The following is a 16,619-nucleotide window of genomic DNA, read 5'->3' on the forward strand; positions in this document are numbered from 1 at the left end:
TTAATTTGGAATCTTGGCGTCGATACCTTCAACGTACCAGTTGACTGCGGCCAGTTCTTGGTCAGTCAACCAATGACCCGCTGCGATTACCTCTTTGCCCTGTTTGTCCTTTATTGGGCCGGTAAACGGAACGATTTCTCCGGATTTGATCTTCTGTTCGGTGCTCTCAATCACTTTATTGCTCTCTTCTGGAAGATTAGGATTGATAGAGACGATCTGCAATAAATCCTCTTTTGGTTTTAGTATGGGTGCAGACGCGCAGTGTCACGAGCGAGATTGCTCTATGTGCACCTCATCCAAGTTGAGATAAAGCAAAAACCTGACCAAGTGGTTGGATTTTGAAAAATTATTTTTCGTTTCCAGTTCATCCCTTTAATGATAAGGGATAACGGCAAGTTCTGGATGTTGATACTGTGCGCGGTTTTACCGGACGCTGAACTGTTTTGATCCAAATGAGTGCTGTCCGGTATGCAAGTGCACCATGTCGGTGCGTTTTCTAGAGCAGAACAGAATCATGCTGGACAGACAAGTGATACCAGATATGACGGGCAGTCCGACTGTACTAATGCAGTGCATTTGTTCTAAAACAGGGATATAGGGCGGGATTGGCGCGCAGCACTTGACAAGTGGTAGCCAAGCGTTACTTAATTTAGCTATTCAGGCATACGCTGTTTGAGGCAACTGAAGTCGTTGTCTTTGGCCAGCGCCGTTGTCACATAGCATTACACCAAAAGGCACATGAATAAGGAGCCGGTTTGGATACGGAACAGGGACAGAAAAAACGATCTATTTCAGGCGAGATCCGACGTCGTAATCAGGAAATGATCTTGCAGGCTGCGGCCGATGAATTCGTAAAACATGGTTATAAAGGGACCTCGGTACAAGCGATTGCCGACCGGGTGAATTTACCCAAAGCGAATATCCTGTATTATTTCAAATCCAAAACAGGGCTGTATAAGGCTCTGCTGCAAGAAATTCTCACCATGTGGAACGATGGGTTTTCAGCCGAGGCGGCCAGCTTGCCTCCGGAAACGGTTTTGCGAAATTATATTGTCGGGAAAATGCAATACAGCCGCACGCATCCGCAGGAATCGAAAATTTTTGCCCAGGAGATCATTCAGGGCGCACCGGTGATTGCTGATGCGATTCAATTCCCGATGGTCAACTGGGCAGCCGGTAAGGCGACCATCATTGAAGCATGGATAAAACAGGGATTAATTCGTCCGATTCAGCCGCTGCACCTGCTGTTTCTGATTTGGGGCGCAACCCAGTTTTATGCCGATTTTGATACGGAAATTCAGTTGATTAAAGGCGCACCTATGACTGAGCAAGAGTTTGAGCAGGCGCAGGAGTTTTTGGTCGGCATGGTATTACGCGGGTTGCAAGTGACAGTGTAACTCATTAACACATCAGGTTCATGGAGGACAGATTGAGCCCGAAAAATAATAAGAAAGTCCCGTTATTTGGGGTCGGTATCGCAGGAAATTTTGCCGGCCACCTGCAGCAAACGGGTGAAGCCAATGGTTTACAAGGCCAGATCGACGCAAGCAGCCCTCAGGCTATTTTCCCATTTTATGTCTCCGGCGCTTCCGAAGCCTACCTGACGGTCAATCCGTATTCATTTGATACGGTGCGTCTGCCACAAGAACCGTCTGCCAAAGTGCAGATGGAACCGGAAATTGCTTTGGTGGCCCGGATCAAATATCTGGGTGATTCGGTGATAGGTATCGAGCCGGAGTCGATGACTCTGCTCAATGACGTTACGTACCGCAACGCCAAAGTGACAAAGCTGGCTGAGAAAAAGAACTGGGGCCAGGCCTCGAAAGGGATTGCGAAAAAAGTGTGGCCGCTTGAGCGTTTTGGCGCACTCGACAATCTCGATAAATATCGCTTCTGCAGTTTCCACCATCGTGATGGTCAATGGGCATCCTGCTGTAAAGACGTTTCGTTGTCAGACTACAGCTACAGTTATGAAAAGCTGATTACCTGGGTAATGAGTCAGTTTAATACCCAGCGAGATCAAGGTGCACTGCATGACCTGCGTCAACTGGTTGCTGAAGCTGGTTATCCAGAACGTATGATCATTTCATTGGGCTCGTCACGTTACACTGAATATGGCGAGCAGCATCAGTTGCTGGATGGCGATGAGTTGTGTGCAGTGCTTTACGATGCAACCCGCATCGATGCAGAGCAGATTGCAGATCTGATTGAGAGCGGGCAGTTTGAAGAGCTGGCGCAAAATCAAATCGTCTTGCGTCAGACTTGTCAGGCATGGAGCTGATGATGATTGGCAGGTAAAGCCAACGACAGGTAACAAGGGGCCATCGAGGCTCCTTGTTTGTTTTCAGGGGACAGGTCGTGAGTGCTCAGAATATTTGTACGGTTCCGGTTGAAGCTTAACTTGTGACTCAGGCATTAACCTGGTTGCGTCCGGCACGTTTGGCTTCCAGCAAACAGTTATCCGCCTGCTCAAATGCGCTGCTGAACGTATCGTTCTCGTGCACTTCGGCGATACCAAAACTGCAGGTGACAGGGTAATCAAGCTCATCGAAATCTGCGCAGGCAACAGCGTGGCGCAGGCGTTCTGCCAGCAGCAAAGCTTGCTGTTCTTCATCACCCGGTAGTAACACCATAAATTCATCGCCGCCAAAGCGGCCGACTTTATCGGATGCCCGGATGGTTTCATCCACTAAGCGTGCGATATGGGTTAACACCTTGTCACCGACGCTGTGGCCATAGGTATCATTGATCGCTTTGAAATTATCGACATCAAACAGCAGCAAAGAAATGGGTTGGTTATAGCGTTTGGCGCGTACGATTTCCTCTTTAGCGTTACGAATGAAATAGCCGCGGCTTTCCACTTCTGTCAACATGTCCTGCTCGGATAAACGGCGCAGTTTCTGATTATCGACCAGAATATGCGGTACCCATAAGCCAAAGTAGGTGTTTGCCGCCAGCAGATAGATAGTGAATTGGTAGACCATGGCTTTCTCGGATAATCCCAGCCAGGCGATCAATAGTGCAGTCAGGGTGCTGAGCAGAGCGAGACTAAGAAAAGAGCGCGTGGCCGTTTCGGTAAAGACAATCCACATCTGGGCGATACCGAGGAAGAAAACCGTAAACACAATATGCGAGGACGGATAGTAGGCAACCAGCAGGCTAATCACAGTTAACATGACCATGGAAGTTGCGAGCTTAAGCAGAAACTGTCCTAGCGGTGCATTGGTGATCAGCGGTTTAAAATACTGAGTCAGCCAGCGACCTTCTTCCGGATAAATGCCGCCAAGCAGTGTCACGATAATCGGTGTCACGACCACAACACCAATTAAATCGCCAATCCACCAGGGTACCCACAACGACGCAATTTCGTTGTTTGAGATAATGCCGGTCAGTGCGAGCGCAGCGGAACCGCCAAGCGCAGCCAATACTGATGATAATACGGCGACCAGAAGGAAAATCAGGATCAGGTGCGGAACCTTCAGATAGCCGCTGCGCTCACTGGACCGTTTCAGTATGGTGGCTCCGACCCAATAGGAACAGCTGTGAATGGCGGCAAACAACAAGCCAGTCGAGATAAGGGTCGACGCTGACTGCTGTGCCTGGTAAAGACTGTTTTCCCAAAATGTGGAGCCAATACAACAGACGATCAATACCGGTAGGTAAGACCAGCCCAACACCAGGAAAATAGCGAAAGTGACACCGGCCGGTGGAAACCAGATGCTGGCATGCGGTTCATATTCCATCAGTGAAGCGGCTCTCCACAATAACAGCCAGATCAGTGCCACGATTAAAGGACGAATCCAACCGGTACGAACCAGAGGGCCAAACTTGGCCAGTGCCTCTTGATTAACAGCCAAATATCCTCCTGGGCTTCATCGTAATCTGTTGCTCTTGTTATTTGTTTTCATAATTAATCTTATTGTGTATTTCCACAATTAACATTACACCATTGTGAGCTGATGGTACTGCGAAATAAGTGACCACATCCCGGTTTCAGTGTCATTTGTTGGGTACTACTATTCAATTCACCACGTGTGGTGTAGTTTATCCATATCCCGTTAAAAAAGAGGCATGCATGTCCGAGCCGCGCGTTGTCGCATTACGTTACCTACTATATGGTACTTTTTTTACCAATGTTGTTACCGCCTATGCCGGTTATCCCGAATTGGAAAAATTTCTGGAGAATAACTTTGCTGCCAGTATTGTACTCAGCGACAGTGACGTATTCAGCGTTGGTATCAGCGATTTTAACCCAAATGAAATTCTCAATACTGAGAATGAGAACTGGGGAACCGAGGGATCGTTAGATAACCGCAAGACCTATGCCATTGCTGCGCTGCCGTATAGGATTGAGTTGAGTGACGAAGATGCGGTTGATCAACATAGTGTCATGCTGCGCTTATCCGGTATGATCAGTGATGAAACCCTGCGCTTTAATCAGGACGAGCCTGCTGATGATTTTCATCAGACAGTGATTGATTTTTATGCCGCTTACCGGATTAAGCACCGGTTTGATCAACACTGGTCGCTGGAACCCGGTCTTGGACATCATCTGATGCATTACGAAAACCATGTCGATTACCACAGTCCGACCGGACGGATGTTGCAACCTTATCTGGATGATTTACTGTTTAACACCAGCGCTTGGGCATCGGTTTTAGAGCCTCAGGTGAGAGTGAAATATGAATCGCGGCAAAGTTGGGGCCACTGGTATATCAGCTCTGCCTGGCATTATTTTTACGGTTTTGGATGGGGGCAGGCCAACCAGGGAGATGTCGGTAATCCGGAAGGATGGTACGGTGCCAACAGCATCACCGGGGTGTATGACTTTTCGCAACTGGGACCCTCGGTGCAATCCGTCTATGCCAGCTTGCGGCGTGTGGATGTCGGCGGAGACATCAGGCATCCACTGGGGACACCGGTTTATTACGAAACAACCTTCGGTTGGCTGATGACACCGCCTTTTGACACTGACTGGATAGACAATGTCGGCGTTGGTCTTTCGCTTAATTACGGCAGTGCGTTTAAAGGCGGCAGTATTGTTCTGTTCTTTAATCAGGAGTGATGCACTTTTGGCTCGGCGCTTTTAACGCAATTACGCCCCGATTGTTTGGCTTTATACAGAGCGTTGTCGGCCAGCTTTAATGCTGCAAACGGGTCGGATTGCTGTGCACTGTGACACACGCCAATACTCACTGTGACATTGACGGATTGACTCTTTGCGCCTTTGCGGTGTTTTGCGCCGTCTTTATCATCTTTCGGGCGAGCAGTCAGATTTCGCACTACTAAATCATACTGGGCAATATCGGAGCGCAATAATTCCAGATACTCCATCGCATCGCGGGCTCTTTTGCCTTTGAACACCACGGTAAACTCCTCGCCGCCGTAACGATATACTCGTGCTTTGTTCTGAATTAAACTCAGGCGACTGGCAACCAGTTTCAGCACATCATCGCCAGTATCGTGCCCATAGGTGTCATTGAACTTTTTGAAGTGGTCCACATCGATCATCGCGACAGCAAAATTGCCGCGCAGATGCCGAATATCGAGATCAAGCGCCTGACGACCGGGAAGTTGAGTCAGACGATCAATAAACGCCATCTCATGACTAGCGGACAGCAGATGCAGGATCAGCAGAATTCCTGCCAGAGAAAACATGGTGCAGGAGACAAATTGAACCTGGAAAAAGATAAAGGTATTGCTGGCGAGTAGGATCGAGCTATAGATAACCACGTCCATCAGGTGGTTACGGGTCAGCACGAAGATTCCGGTCAGGCCGGTCAGTGCCAAAAGATAGAGAACGACAATAAACGGCAGCTTTGAAATGCTCGGCAAGGCAAACAAGATGCCATCACCACCGCCCAGACTAAATTCTCCAGCTTGATACTGGGTTATGATCAGGCTGCTCCAGCCTAAAAACATGACTAATATCGCCAGATAAAGCGTAAAGCCACGACTGACTAATCCGGTATTCTTGAAGGTATACGCCAGCAGGCACGCAACAGGCAGCAGGGTGGCCAGCAAGGAGAGTTCCAGTAGCGCAGAACCGTGATCGAGAGAGGTTTGCAAACGAGTCTGGATGATCCAATAACCAAGCATCATCGCACTGGCGATCATGCCGATCCGGCTTTGTTTGAATAGCTGCGCAATAGCGATGGCGGTGATGAATAACACGTAGGGCAAGCTGCCCGCGATACCAAAGTTGGCGCGGGTGAGCAAAATAACGTTGTTCATTCCCAGCCACAGGGCGCACAGCAATGCGATTGGAAAGAAAAAGCGAAACCAATAAGAGTTAACTAAACTCGATGTCATGCTACAAGGTGACTATTGATAGTTTAAAAATTATTATGATCGTTAGCATACTTCTATTTAATGATTTTCCAAGCTTTTTGCTAAACTTATCTCGTAAACCGAGCGTAAGGCATAGATTAAAGGCGAAATTATCAGCAGTGCTTGTGTGTTTTAACAAGGCGCGTTAAGTTGAAAATCATTAATCAGGACGTTTTGGCGACGATTGTTCATGATCAGGAGTGGAAACATGCAAATCAGTGTTGATGTGCACAACTATATGGAAGTGCTGGTGGGCCATGTTTTGGCAGAAGAGCATTACATACGGCAATATTCTCAAGAACAACTGGCTGACCTTGCCTGCCTGGCTTTGAGCCAAATCAGGCCGATTTATATCCGCCACGATATTGACTTTCTCGCTGCGTTGCCGGAAACCCGTTTGCTGACGCTGAAAAAACGGGCCGAGACCGCTGTCGAAGCTGCTGAATCAATGATCCTTGATGATCGCCGTAAAAACCGTGATGATGTACCGGTAGTGATGACGCAGACCCATTTTGACGAAGACGCAGAACTGGAATGGTATGAAAAGCCGATTCTGCGTCATCCGAAACCGGATGTTTAAGCCGGGTGCCAGGTAATTAAGGCTAGTCGGTAATTAAGACTGGTCGGCCATTACCGCTATGAGCCGCAAAGCTGTGTTGCGTCTGAGCTTGTGTTTCATTCGCCCCGATATCAATCACAAAATACATGAGCCAAAGGAGTCATTGTGGGATTGTTTTCTCGTTTGTTTGGCGGTAAGTCAGAGAACCAAATTGAAGTTGTCCAGCCTGTCGAATACAAAGGCTTTCTTATTTATCAGGAGCCACAGGCGGAAGGCGGCCAGTATCGTATTGCCGGTCGGATTACCAAAGAAATAGACGGTGAACTGAAAACCCATCGCTTCATTCGTTCCGATGTTCTGCCAAGTAAAGAAGATGCGAAAGAACTGATGCTGAAAAAAGCGCAGATGTTCATCGATCAAATGAGCGGTAATATCTTCTCCTAACCCTCAAGTCATTGACAAAAATCATAAATAAAAGAGCCATTAGTCGATATGCTGGTGGCTCTTTTGTTTTTTGAGCACATTGCAAATTCCAGTTTACAGATGGATATGCTTATACTGGTTGCGCCTCTGCCATGTTGTCGGTGAAGTTGCTATCGGTGTAGAGTTAATCACATCTTTTTAATACCTGACGTTATATGAAATAACACTTTGTATTTATATAACAAATAGCTTGAAGTTAGGTCAGTCGTTAGATAAAAAAAGAATATTCATTGTGCCAATAGTCAAGGATAAGCTATGCAAATTGGTGTACCAAAGGAAATACTCGCAGGGGAAACGCGAGTTGCTGCTTCACCTTCGTCGGTTGAACAGTTAATCAAGCTAGGTTTTGAGGTTGTCGTTGAATCTCACGCAGGGGAATTGGCAAGTTTTGAAGATGCTGCATTCGAAGCTGCCGGTGCAAAAGTAGTGACTAAAGATGAAGCCTGGCAATCGGACATCATCCTTAAAGTCAATGCACCGCTTAGCGACGACAGTGTCGATGAAATTGCTTTGCTTAAGGAAGGCGCTACACTGGTCAGCTTTATCTGGCCTGCACAAAATGCAGAGCTGATGGAAAAACTGACCGTGAAAAGCATCAATGTTATGGCGATGGATTGCGTACCGCGTATTTCTCGCGCTCAAGCATTAGACGCTCTCTCTTCAATGGCCAATATCGCCGGTTATCGTGCGGTGGTAGAAGCGGCGCATGAATTCGGCCGTTTCTTTACCGGTCAGATCACTGCGGCGGGTAAAGTGCCGCCAGCGAAAGTATTCGTCGCCGGTGCCGGTGTGGCGGGCTTGGCAGCCATCGGTGCGGCAGGTAGCCTGGGCGCTATCGTGCGCGCCTTCGACGTGCGACCTGAAGTAAAAGAGCAGGTTCAGTCAATGGGTGCTGAGTTCCTGGAAGTCGATTATCAGGAAAACTCAGGCTCAGGTGACGGTTACGCCAAAGAGATGTCGGATGATTTCAACCGTAAAGCGGCTGAACTGTATGCGGCTCAGGCGAAAGATGTCGACATCATTATTACCACTGCGCTGATCCCGGGCAAACCTGCGCCAAAACTGGTCACCAAAGAGATGGTCGACAGCATGAAACCGGGCAGTGTGATTGTCGATCTGGCGGCCGCAAACGGCGGTAACTGTGAATATACGGTCAAAGATCAGGTGTTTGTTACTCCGAATGGCGTCAAAGTGATTGGCTACACCGATATGGTCGGTCGTCTGCCTACTCAATCTTCCCAACTGTTTGCGACCAACCTGGTTAACTTGCTGAAGCTGTTGTGTAAAGAAAAAGACGGCAACATCAATATCGATTTTGAAGATGTGGTCGTGCGTGGCGTGACCGTGGTCAAAGACGGTGAAATCACCTGGCCGGCCCCGCCAATTCAAGTCTCAGCACAACCACAACAAAAACCGAAAGCGCAGCCTAAGGCTGAGAAAAAAGCGCCCGAGCCAGTCTCTCCGGTGAAAAAGCTGGCTGGTCTGGTGATTGGCGTGGGAGTATTTGCCTGGATTGCTTCTGTTGCTCCGGCTGCTTTCCTGGGTCACTTTACGGTCTTCGTTCTGGCATGTGTGGTGGGTTACTACGTGGTATGGAACGTGACCCATGCTTTGCATACCCCGCTGATGTCGGTCACTAACGCGATTTCAGGCATCATCGTGGTGGGTGCACTGCTGCAAATCGGCCAGGGTAACGGAGTCGTTACCTTCCTCGCGTTTATCGCGGTATTAATTGCCAGCATCAACATCTTTGGTGGCTTTACCGTGACCAAACGTATGCTTGAAATGTTTCGTAAAAACTAAGGGAGTACACAATGTCTGCAGGATTAGTACAGGCGGCCTACATTGTTGCTGCTCTGTTTTTCATTTTAAGTCTGGCCGGGCTGTCTAAACAGGAATCGGCCAAAAACGGTAACTATTATGGTATCGCGGGGATGACGATAGCGCTGTTGGCGACTATTTTCAGCCCGGGTTCAGAAGGTTTCGTCTGGATCATCATAGCGATGCTGATTGGTGGGGCGATCGGTATCCACTTTGCGAAAAAAGTGGAAATGACCGAAATGCCGGAGTTGGTTGCGATTCTGCACAGCTTCGTAGGTTTGGCGGCAGTACTGGTTGGCTATAACAGCTACCTGGATGCGCCTGAAGCGGCAACGCACGCCGAGCATGTGATTCACCTGGTTGAAGTGTTCCTTGGTGTATTCATCGGTGCAGTGACGTTTACCGGTTCTATCGTTGCATTTGGTAAACTGCGTGGCCTGATCAAGTCATCTCCGCTCAACCTGCCGCACAAACATAAGCTTAACCTGGCGGCGGTGGTTATCTCCGCGCTGCTGATGGTTCAGTTTGTTAATGCTGATGGCAGTATGTTTGCGCTGATCGTGATGACACTGATCGCGTTTGCATTTGGTTACCATCTGGTGGCGTCGATCGGTGGTGCGGATATGCCGGTTGTGGTTTCTATGCTGAACTCCTACTCGGGTTGGGCGGCAGCCGCGGCAGGTTTCATGCTGGCCAACGACCTGTTGATCGTGACCGGTGCCCTGGTTGGCTCTTCCGGTGCGATTCTGTCTTACATCATGTGTAAAGCGATGAACCGCTCTTTCATCAGCGTCATTGCCGGAGGCTTTGGTCAGGATGTGGTGATCAGCAGTGATGAAGAGCAGGGTGAGCACCGGGAAATCAACGCTGAAGATGTGGCGGATATGTTGAAAAACTCAACCTCAGTCATCATCACACCGGGGTACGGTATGGCGGTGGCTCAGGCTCAGTATCCGGTGCATGAGATTACCGAAAAACTGCGCGCACTGGGTGTTGAAGTTCGCTTTGGTATTCACCCGGTTGCCGGTCGTCTGCCTGGTCATATGAACGTACTGCTGGCAGAAGCCAAAGTACCGTATGACATCGTGTTGGAAATGGATGAAATCAACGATGATTTCAGCGACACCGACACCGTACTGGTGATCGGTGCTAACGATACAGTTAACCCGGCGGCCCAAGAAGATCCGAACAGTCCGATTGCCGGCATGCCGGTACTGGAAGTCTGGAATGCGAAAAACGTCATTGTATTCAAACGCTCAATGAACACAGGTTACGCCGGTGTGCAAAATCCGCTGTTCTTCAAAGACAACACACATATGTTGTTTGGTGACGCAAAAGAGAGCGTTGACGCGATTTCCCGCGCACTGTAAACCGTTCAGCATACGGGGAAAAATCCCGCATTTAATTGAGAAGCCAGCATTTAGCTGGCTTCTTTGTTTGTGATCTATGCATTATTGACAACAATATAACACGGTAAATGTATCTTTTTCGGATAATACGATATAGTTTTGTAAACCTATGATCTACCGAAGATTCAAATTGATTAAAGCGATACTAAATACCATAGCGTTACTGGGGATTTCTTTCTCCTCAGCGACTTATGCAGATTCGTTACCTGAGCGTATCGATCTGTTTATATCGCTGTTTGACTATAAATCCGCGGTGGTATCTTACGATATACGTGCAATACAGAATGACTATCCAACCCGGTTACTGACACCGGATACGATGCTGCCGCAAACATCATCGTATCCAATACGGGACATCCAGCAGCTGTATCAGCTAGCTAGAACGTGCTCAGGTAAACTGCCACTCAACCCTTTAGTGACGGAACCTTTGGTCTTTACCCGGGCACTGTGTAAAGGCACCCAATTACCATTGCGCTGGTTCGGGCGCAGTGCATTGATTCATCCTGGTGGCGGTACTTATGCGTCACGGTATGCAGAAGTGCATCCTGAACTGATGAACAAGCTGACTCAATACATGCATATCCAGGAGCGCCCGAAAGCGGCAGCTGGTACGTTACTGGGCCGTTTGCAGAGTATGAGCGAAGACACCATCTCGGCATTGATTGCCGGCGCCGTTATGTTTGGTGATGACGGGGAACTTTGGCTGCGTAAAGGTGACGAATACTATGTCTTTGATGACGATACCTGGAACGAAAACGCCGACAAGGCCGGACTCTCTTTCAGCATAGCGTCACCGGCAAACACCTGTTTTGTGCAGCGTGGTAATATCTGTTGGAATATTGAGGACCATTCTGACCTGTTACGTATAAGTATGGTGGTGTTGGTCATAGCCAACATCCTGCTGGTGATGGGTTGGTCGGTTTACCGATGGAATTCAAAGCGTCAGGATATGAAGAGCCGTATGTTGATTCTGCAAATCCTGACTCACGAACTGCGTACCCCAATCGCCAGTTTGTCCTTGACGGTGGAAGGCTTCCGACGTGAATTCGAACATTTACCGGAGTCTGTATACGATGAGTTTCGTCGCCTGTGTGAAGATTCACGTCGTTTACGCCAACTCGCTGAAGCAAGTAAAGATTATCTGCAATCGGATAATAAACCGCTAGCGACAGACTGGGTTCCATCCGTAGAAGAATGGTTAAGATTTAAGGTTGAGGAAGAGTTCGCCGAACCGGTAGAACTGATCATCAACCAGGACATTGCTGCTAAGCTGAATGTGTACTGGCTTGGTACATGTGTCGACAATTTAATACGCAACGCGGTAAAGTACGGCGTTGCACCGGTGACGCTGGAAGTCATCACCCGAGCGGATGCTGTGACCATTAAGGTTAAGGACCAGGGAACGCTCACCAATAAGGATTGGCGTCATTTACGCAAGCCTTTCGTCAGTAAAAGTGGCTTAGGACTTGGTTTAACTATAGTAGAATCGATGGTCGGAAGAATGGGGGGAACAATGAACCTCGTTGGACCACCGACCACATTTATATTGGAGATACCCTGTGAAACAGACATTGCTTCTTGTTGAAGATGACAAAAACCTCGCTGACGGCCTGTTGGTCAGTCTGGAGCAAGCAGGATATGACTGTTTACATGCAGAAACGATCGCTGCGGTAAAGCAGTATTGGGATCAAGCCGATTTGGTTATTCTCGATCGACAGCTTCCGGATGGTGACTCAGTTCAGCATCTTGCCGGCTGGAAAGAAATTAAAGATATTCCTGTTATTCTTCTGACCGCGCTGGTCACAGTGAAAGACAAAGTAACCGGTCTGGATGCAGGTGCGAATGACTACCTGACTAAACCGTTTGCTGAAGCAGAACTGTTTGCCCGCGTTCGTGCGCAGCTTCGCCTGCCGGATAACGATGAGATGGATGACAGCAAAGTTGTCACTGACAATCTGATCATCGATAAAGCAACGCGTGAAGTGTTTTTTAACGGTGAGTCGGTGACTCTGACACGTACTGAGTTTGATCTGCTGCTGTTTTTGGCCAGCAACCTGGGCCGGGTGTTCACTCGTGATGAACTGCTTGACCACGTTTGGGGCTACAACCATTTTCCAACGACTCGTACCGTGGATACACACGTACTGCAGCTGCGTCAGAAACTACCTGGCCTGGATATCGAGACGCTACGCGGCGTCGGATATAAAATGAAAGCATAACAATGCGATCATCGGCTTTACTGATTGGCACGCTGCTCAGCGTGCCTTTATCTGCCCAGGCAGTGGATTGGTTTCAAAAAAGCACTCCGCTGACTCAGGCGCATCAAAACCTGCTCAACAACGACCTGGCAAGCATGTTCGCTTCTCTGGTTGAAGTCTGGCAGCTCGATCATAACAAAAACATTCGTTCACACCTGGATGAACTATTGCTGCAATCACTGACTGTCGATTGCGGGAAAGGGTTAGATAACAAAGCATTTCCGGACTGGATTTCGGGAGTAACTCTGCGCAGAATTGATATTCAAAGCCCGGGGCGTGATGCGTACCAGGTTCTGATTGATGCCAAAGTGACCAAGGCGATCAGCGACATCAAGCTGACGCAGTGGGTCGATAAACCACTTTCCAGTGACAGTACCTTTACCCGAACCGATCGTGACAGTGTCACATCAAGCACGCAATCGTATTTGAAACGTTACAATCTCAACACCAAACTCAACATGGGCCTTTACCGTCTGGATATCACCGCTGCGGATAAAGAAACCTGGAGCTCGTGGATTATTTTCGGTCACCCGCAAGCAAAACAGACTGTGCGCTGGGCTTCGAAAGACCAATGGGTAGTCGAGAAAAATGCGCTGCTGAATCGCTATTGCCCGCTACCTAAACTGGGTGTCTCCCTGTTTGATTACGAAGATGGTAAGTACAAAGAGATCTGGAAACAGACCTATGAGTCGGACTATCCGACCAAACTGGAGCAGGAAGACTTGCCCAATGATCGCTATGTGTTAGCGGTTTCGATGACCCATCATCGCTGGCAAGGTCCAATAGTTATTGAGCAATCTCAAGTTATCAGCAAAACATATGACGTTTCGCTAGATGAATAACTAAAGTTCATGGAAAATACGCCGTTATATAACCGAATGGATACAATGGTTGGGTAACGGCATGAATACTAAATTAAAGTTTCTCGCGCTGGCTGTCTCTGTGACAGCTCCGGGCGTATTCGCAGCCAACTACGCGATTGAAGCGCGTGGTGATGCGATGGGTGGTGTCGGAGTAGTGGCGGCAAACTACCTGACAGCTCCTTTCTATAATCCGGCGATTGTGGCGATTTATCGTCGCAACGATGATGCCGGTATGATTCTTCCCAGCGTTGGTATCAACTACAACGACCCGGACAATCTGGTCGATAATATGGATGCCATTTCTGATCTGATCGACAGCGGTGATGTTTCCCGCTCTGCCGAGCTGCAGGCTAAAATGGATGAAGTGAACGGCGATGTAGTCAATGCCAACGTTGGCGGTGTCGTCGCCTTTGGTATTCCGAACCAGTACCTGTCTATGAACCTGTTCGGCAAGGCCTATGCTGAAACTTTTGCCACGCCGCACATTGCTGACAACTGCAGCACACCGGCAAACACCGACTTGTGTACCCTTGAGAATGCTCAGAACAGTACCGTTAATGCGGTATCGGTTGCAGTGACGGAAGTCGGTATTTCACTGGCCAAGTATCAAACCTTCCTTGGCCAACACATGTCGTTTGGTATCAGCCCGAAATTACAACGTATCTACACTTATGTGTATGAAGCGGGCATCGACAACTACGATATTTCTGACTTCCGTGAAAACAGCCGTGGCGAAACTACGTTTAACATCGATGCTGGTGCTCTGTGGTTTTATGGTCCGTTCCGTATTGGTCTGGCTGCCAGCAATCTGATCAGCCGTGATATCGAAACGCGGAGCGTGGTTTCGCAGGTAGCCGGTAATCCAAACCTACAGTACTCGTATCAGATTCGTCCGCAATACACCGTAGGGGCGGGCATCGTTGCTGACTACGTTACTCTGAGTGTTGATTACGATCTGAATGAAGACAAACGCTTTGATGACTTTGCCGATAACACCCAGATGATTCGCGTCGGTGGTGAAATCGATTTGATGCGTCAGCTAAAATTGCGCGCCGGTTATAACAAGAACCTGGCATACAGTGGCAGTGAAGGGACGGTGACCGCGGGTATTGGTTTATCGCCACTTAATTTATTCCAGCTTGATATCGGTGCCAGCTACACCAATGAAAATGCCATGGGCGGATACGTAAACTTCCTTGCGAGTTACTAAACGAACCTCTATAGTTGGGCTCCTTAATTAAGGAGCCTTTTTTATGTTTGATGATTTACCTACCTTAAGCCACGCCGAGCAACAGGCGGCGGTCGAAAAAATTCAGCAGTTGATGGCGCAGGGCATCAGTACTGCAGAAGCAATTAAAATCGTAGCGCAGCAAATCCGCCAGGAGCAGCAGCAACAAGCAGACAACCAAGAATAGGGCACGTAACGTGCTCTTTTTTTTGTCTTTCAAAACTCCCCATCACTGTGTTTTATCCGCCATATTTCAGATCTAGCCCAGCATAACCCTTAATAAACATAAAGTTACCGCAGAGTAAAATGCTACCAGTTTCTTCGTCTGAAAGTTTCCTGTAATTTTATTACAACCTGGATTCAGGTTGAAAAATAAGCCAGTATTTTATGCTGATACGTGACGGTGTGATTGCTTACTCTTGTCAGATGCAAAGTCGCAGCGGGGTTGAGAGGGTTTAGGCAGGTGTTGTGCTTAATCTGAACCCTGGCGTGCGGCAGAGGTCGCCCCGCAAGCCAGATTCAACGTAAAATAAGAACCAGTGTGTGTAAGAACCGAATAATCTTCCAACGGGTTTATAGACGCGGTACGGGTAGTGAATCCGGGATGTTGAGCCTGCCTGAATGTGTTCAGTACACAGGCTCCTGATATGGCATTGGATGTTTTCAGGTGCGACAAGACGCTATGGCGCTGCTGACGACTAATTAAGGTCGATGCAAGCAAGAAAGCGCGCCAACAGCACCAACTGTTTAGACAGTCGATTGGGCTTGAACAGCAAGACAGTATGAGCAAGCCAGATATAACGATTCAATTTTCTGCTGACACGTTTGAACTCAGCGCGAACCGACTCATTACTTCCGGCAATCCAGGCTTCTACGGCGCGCATACGCGTTTGCTGACTCACGCTGTGTAGACGGTATGAGTCGAGCAGAAACAGTACGACATCTCGAACTTTTCGCGCCGGGTCACTACTGATCTGGGCTTCTTCCAGGTCGACAAACGTGACTTTACCATTTTGATTGACCAGAATGTCACGCATCGCCGGCCTGCCGTGGATAAAGTTCTTTTGATGCATTTCATTTAATGCCCACATCGCCCGGCGGAAGAGTAACTTAGGCGAATTGGCGTCGGTTTTATTGATTGGGGAGCCACCATCTTCGGTAATAAACCAGGATTTATTGACATAGCGAAGCCTGGCGACCGGTAGTTGGTGCGCCATGGCATATTGATACGCTTTCACTTCATGTAAGAATCGCTGCTCCGGCGTATCGGCACTATGTAATGCCAGCTTGCGAAAACGTTTGTTTACACGTGCCAGAGTGCTCAGCGTTCGGTTGAGAAGGTTTCGTTTGTCCTCACCGCGTTTTTTAAGCCAAAAGGTTTGCTCTGCCCAGCGAAAGTGATAGACGTAATTTTGTTTTTTCATTTTACTTATGATCACGTACTTTGTGTTGAGTCGTGAGACTATAAAACAGTGTACAATTGCAGCAAGATAAGAAAATTTCACAACACTTTGAATAGGGGAATAAAACCTGGAGTGTCTTTCGTTGAGGGTAACCTTATCTGTGACGGCGTCACTCAAAGGTGGCCGATCTGTAACCCTTTATTTATCTCGTCGCATCCTATCTTATCGGTGATAACCGACCGTAAACTTTTGGTATTTTCGCGGA

General features: G+C 48.3%; 16 protein-coding genes. 12 read left to right on the top strand and 4 right to left on the bottom strand.

All coding sequences use genetic code 11. From position 1 onward, the window contains the following. Positions 1 to 222: a hypothetical protein gene (locus J0X00_RS04565; RefSeq protein ID WP_240798184.1), complete on the bottom strand. Its 222-nt coding sequence runs from the start codon at positions 220 to 222 to the stop codon at positions 1 to 3. Between the two features lie 533 nt (positions 223 to 755). Between J0X00_RS04565 and J0X00_RS04570 the strand changes: the two genes are divergently transcribed. Both J0X00_RS04570 and J0X00_RS04575 read left to right on the top strand, forming a co-directional pair. Then, positions 756 to 1,397 (top strand): TetR/AcrR family transcriptional regulator, encoded by a 642-nt coding sequence (locus J0X00_RS04570; protein WP_136485798.1) that lies wholly within the window; start codon positions 756 to 758, stop codon positions 1,395 to 1,397. 32 nt (positions 1,398 to 1,429) lie between these two features. Continuing rightward, a complete protein-coding gene (locus J0X00_RS04575; RefSeq protein ID WP_136485796.1) occupies positions 1,430 to 2,281 on the top strand; it encodes a DUF5718 family protein in 852 nt (283 codons plus the stop codon). Between the two features lie 127 nt (positions 2,282 to 2,408). Here the strand turns inward: J0X00_RS04575 and J0X00_RS04580 are convergent, their stop codons facing one another. Next, the gene (locus J0X00_RS04580) at positions 2,409 to 3,857 is read right to left on the bottom strand and encodes a diguanylate cyclase (protein WP_282476447.1); all 1,449 of its coding nucleotides are present in this window, start codon (positions 3,855 to 3,857) and stop codon (positions 2,409 to 2,411) included. A gap of 320 nt (positions 3,858 to 4,177) precedes the next feature. Here J0X00_RS04580 and J0X00_RS04585 point away from each other — a divergent pair, with 320 nt between their 5' ends. Further along, entirely contained in the window at positions 4,178 to 5,065 is an 888-nt protein-coding gene (locus J0X00_RS04585; RefSeq protein ID WP_346762937.1) for a Solitary outer membrane autotransporter beta-barrel domain, read from the top strand. On the opposite strand, the gene J0X00_RS04590 is transcribed toward J0X00_RS04585, so the two are convergent. Continuing rightward, a complete protein-coding gene (locus J0X00_RS04590) occupies positions 5,056 to 6,312 on the bottom strand; it encodes a GGDEF domain-containing protein (protein ID WP_282476449.1) in 1,257 nt (418 codons plus the stop codon). The two genes, J0X00_RS04585 and J0X00_RS04590, sit on opposite strands and share 10 nt — an antisense overlap. A gap of 226 nt (positions 6,313 to 6,538) precedes the next feature. Between J0X00_RS04590 and J0X00_RS04595 the strand changes: the two genes are divergently transcribed. The 9 genes from J0X00_RS04595 to J0X00_RS04635 all read left to right on the top strand — a co-directional run bounded on the left by J0X00_RS04595 (position 6,539) and on the right by J0X00_RS04635 (position 15,138). After that, complete coding sequence (locus J0X00_RS04595) at positions 6,539 to 6,910, top strand: late competence development ComFB family protein (RefSeq protein WP_136485789.1); 372 nt, start codon at positions 6,539 to 6,541, stop codon at positions 6,908 to 6,910. 144 nt (positions 6,911 to 7,054) lie between these two features. Then, positions 7,055 to 7,333, top strand: a complete 279-nt coding sequence (locus J0X00_RS04600; RefSeq protein WP_136485787.1) for an HlyU family transcriptional regulator — start codon at positions 7,055 to 7,057, stop codon at positions 7,331 to 7,333. A gap of 294 nt (positions 7,334 to 7,627) precedes the next feature. Further along, a complete protein-coding gene (locus J0X00_RS04605; protein ID WP_136485785.1) occupies positions 7,628 to 9,175 on the top strand; it encodes a Re/Si-specific NAD(P)(+) transhydrogenase subunit alpha in 1,548 nt (515 codons plus the stop codon). A gap of 11 nt (positions 9,176 to 9,186) precedes the next feature. Further along, the gene (gene pntB, locus J0X00_RS04610) at positions 9,187 to 10,563 is read left to right on the top strand and encodes a Re/Si-specific NAD(P)(+) transhydrogenase subunit beta (protein WP_218561927.1); all 1,377 of its coding nucleotides are present in this window, start codon (positions 9,187 to 9,189) and stop codon (positions 10,561 to 10,563) included. Positions 10,564 to 10,711: 148 nt separating this feature from the next. Further along, the gene (gene vxrA / locus J0X00_RS04615; RefSeq protein ID WP_282476450.1) at positions 10,712 to 12,187 is read left to right on the top strand and encodes a sensor histidine kinase VxrA; all 1,476 of its coding nucleotides are present in this window, start codon (positions 10,712 to 10,714) and stop codon (positions 12,185 to 12,187) included. Further along, a complete protein-coding gene (gene vxrB / locus J0X00_RS04620; protein WP_136485779.1) occupies positions 12,162 to 12,821 on the top strand; it encodes a response regulator transcription factor VxrB in 660 nt (219 codons plus the stop codon). Before vxrA ends, vxrB begins: the two co-directional genes overlap by 26 nt. Before the next feature lie 2 nt (positions 12,822 to 12,823). After that, on the top strand, positions 12,824 to 13,702 hold the full coding sequence (locus tag J0X00_RS04625) for a DUF2861 family protein (RefSeq protein ID WP_282476451.1): 879 nt from the start codon (positions 12,824 to 12,826) through the stop codon (positions 13,700 to 13,702). A gap of 61 nt (positions 13,703 to 13,763) precedes the next feature. Continuing rightward, positions 13,764 to 14,933, top strand: coding sequence for a conjugal transfer protein TraF (locus tag J0X00_RS04630; RefSeq protein ID WP_282476452.1), 1,170 nt, complete (start codon positions 13,764 to 13,766; stop codon positions 14,931 to 14,933). A 43-nt stretch (positions 14,934 to 14,976) separates the two neighbouring features. After that, entirely contained in the window at positions 14,977 to 15,138 is a 162-nt protein-coding gene (locus J0X00_RS04635; protein WP_282476453.1) for a YoaH family protein, read from the top strand. 511 nt (positions 15,139 to 15,649) lie between these two features. Here J0X00_RS04635 and J0X00_RS04640 read toward each other — a convergent pair. Beyond that, positions 15,650 to 16,375, bottom strand: a complete 726-nt coding sequence (locus J0X00_RS04640) for a hypothetical protein (RefSeq protein WP_282476454.1) — start codon at positions 16,373 to 16,375, stop codon at positions 15,650 to 15,652. Between the last annotated feature and the right edge of the window lie 244 nt (positions 16,376 to 16,619).

The sequence above is a fragment of the Vibrio sp. ABG19 genome (genome assembly GCF_029962385.1).
Lineage (GTDB): Bacteria > Pseudomonadota > Gammaproteobacteria > Enterobacterales > Vibrionaceae > Vibrio > Vibrio ostreae.

What these genes read in the sequence shown, in the direction of transcription:
- J0X00_RS04640 (WP_282476454.1), bottom strand. Translation starts at nt 16,375, where the DNA reads ATGAAAAAACAAAATTACGTCTATCACTTTCGCTGGGCAGAGCAAACC.
- J0X00_RS04630 (WP_282476452.1), top strand. Translation starts at nt 13,764, where the DNA reads ATGAATACTAAATTAAAGTTTCTCGCGCTGGCTGTCTCTGTGACAGCT.
- J0X00_RS04635 (WP_282476453.1), top strand. Translation starts at nt 14,977, where the DNA reads ATGTTTGATGATTTACCTACCTTAAGCCACGCCGAGCAACAGGCGGCG.
- J0X00_RS04605 (WP_136485785.1), top strand. Translation starts at nt 7,628, where the DNA reads ATGCAAATTGGTGTACCAAAGGAAATACTCGCAGGGGAAACGCGAGTT.
- J0X00_RS04595 (WP_136485789.1), top strand. Translation starts at nt 6,539, where the DNA reads ATGCAAATCAGTGTTGATGTGCACAACTATATGGAAGTGCTGGTGGGC.
- J0X00_RS04590 (WP_282476449.1), bottom strand. Translation starts at nt 6,312, where the DNA reads ATGACATCGAGTTTAGTTAACTCTTATTGGTTTCGCTTTTTCTTTCCA.
- J0X00_RS04625 (WP_282476451.1), top strand. Translation starts at nt 12,824, where the DNA reads ATGCGATCATCGGCTTTACTGATTGGCACGCTGCTCAGCGTGCCTTTA.
- pntB (WP_218561927.1), top strand. Translation starts at nt 9,187, where the DNA reads ATGTCTGCAGGATTAGTACAGGCGGCCTACATTGTTGCTGCTCTGTTT.
- vxrA (WP_282476450.1), top strand. Translation starts at nt 10,712, where the DNA reads ATGATCTACCGAAGATTCAAATTGATTAAAGCGATACTAAATACCATA.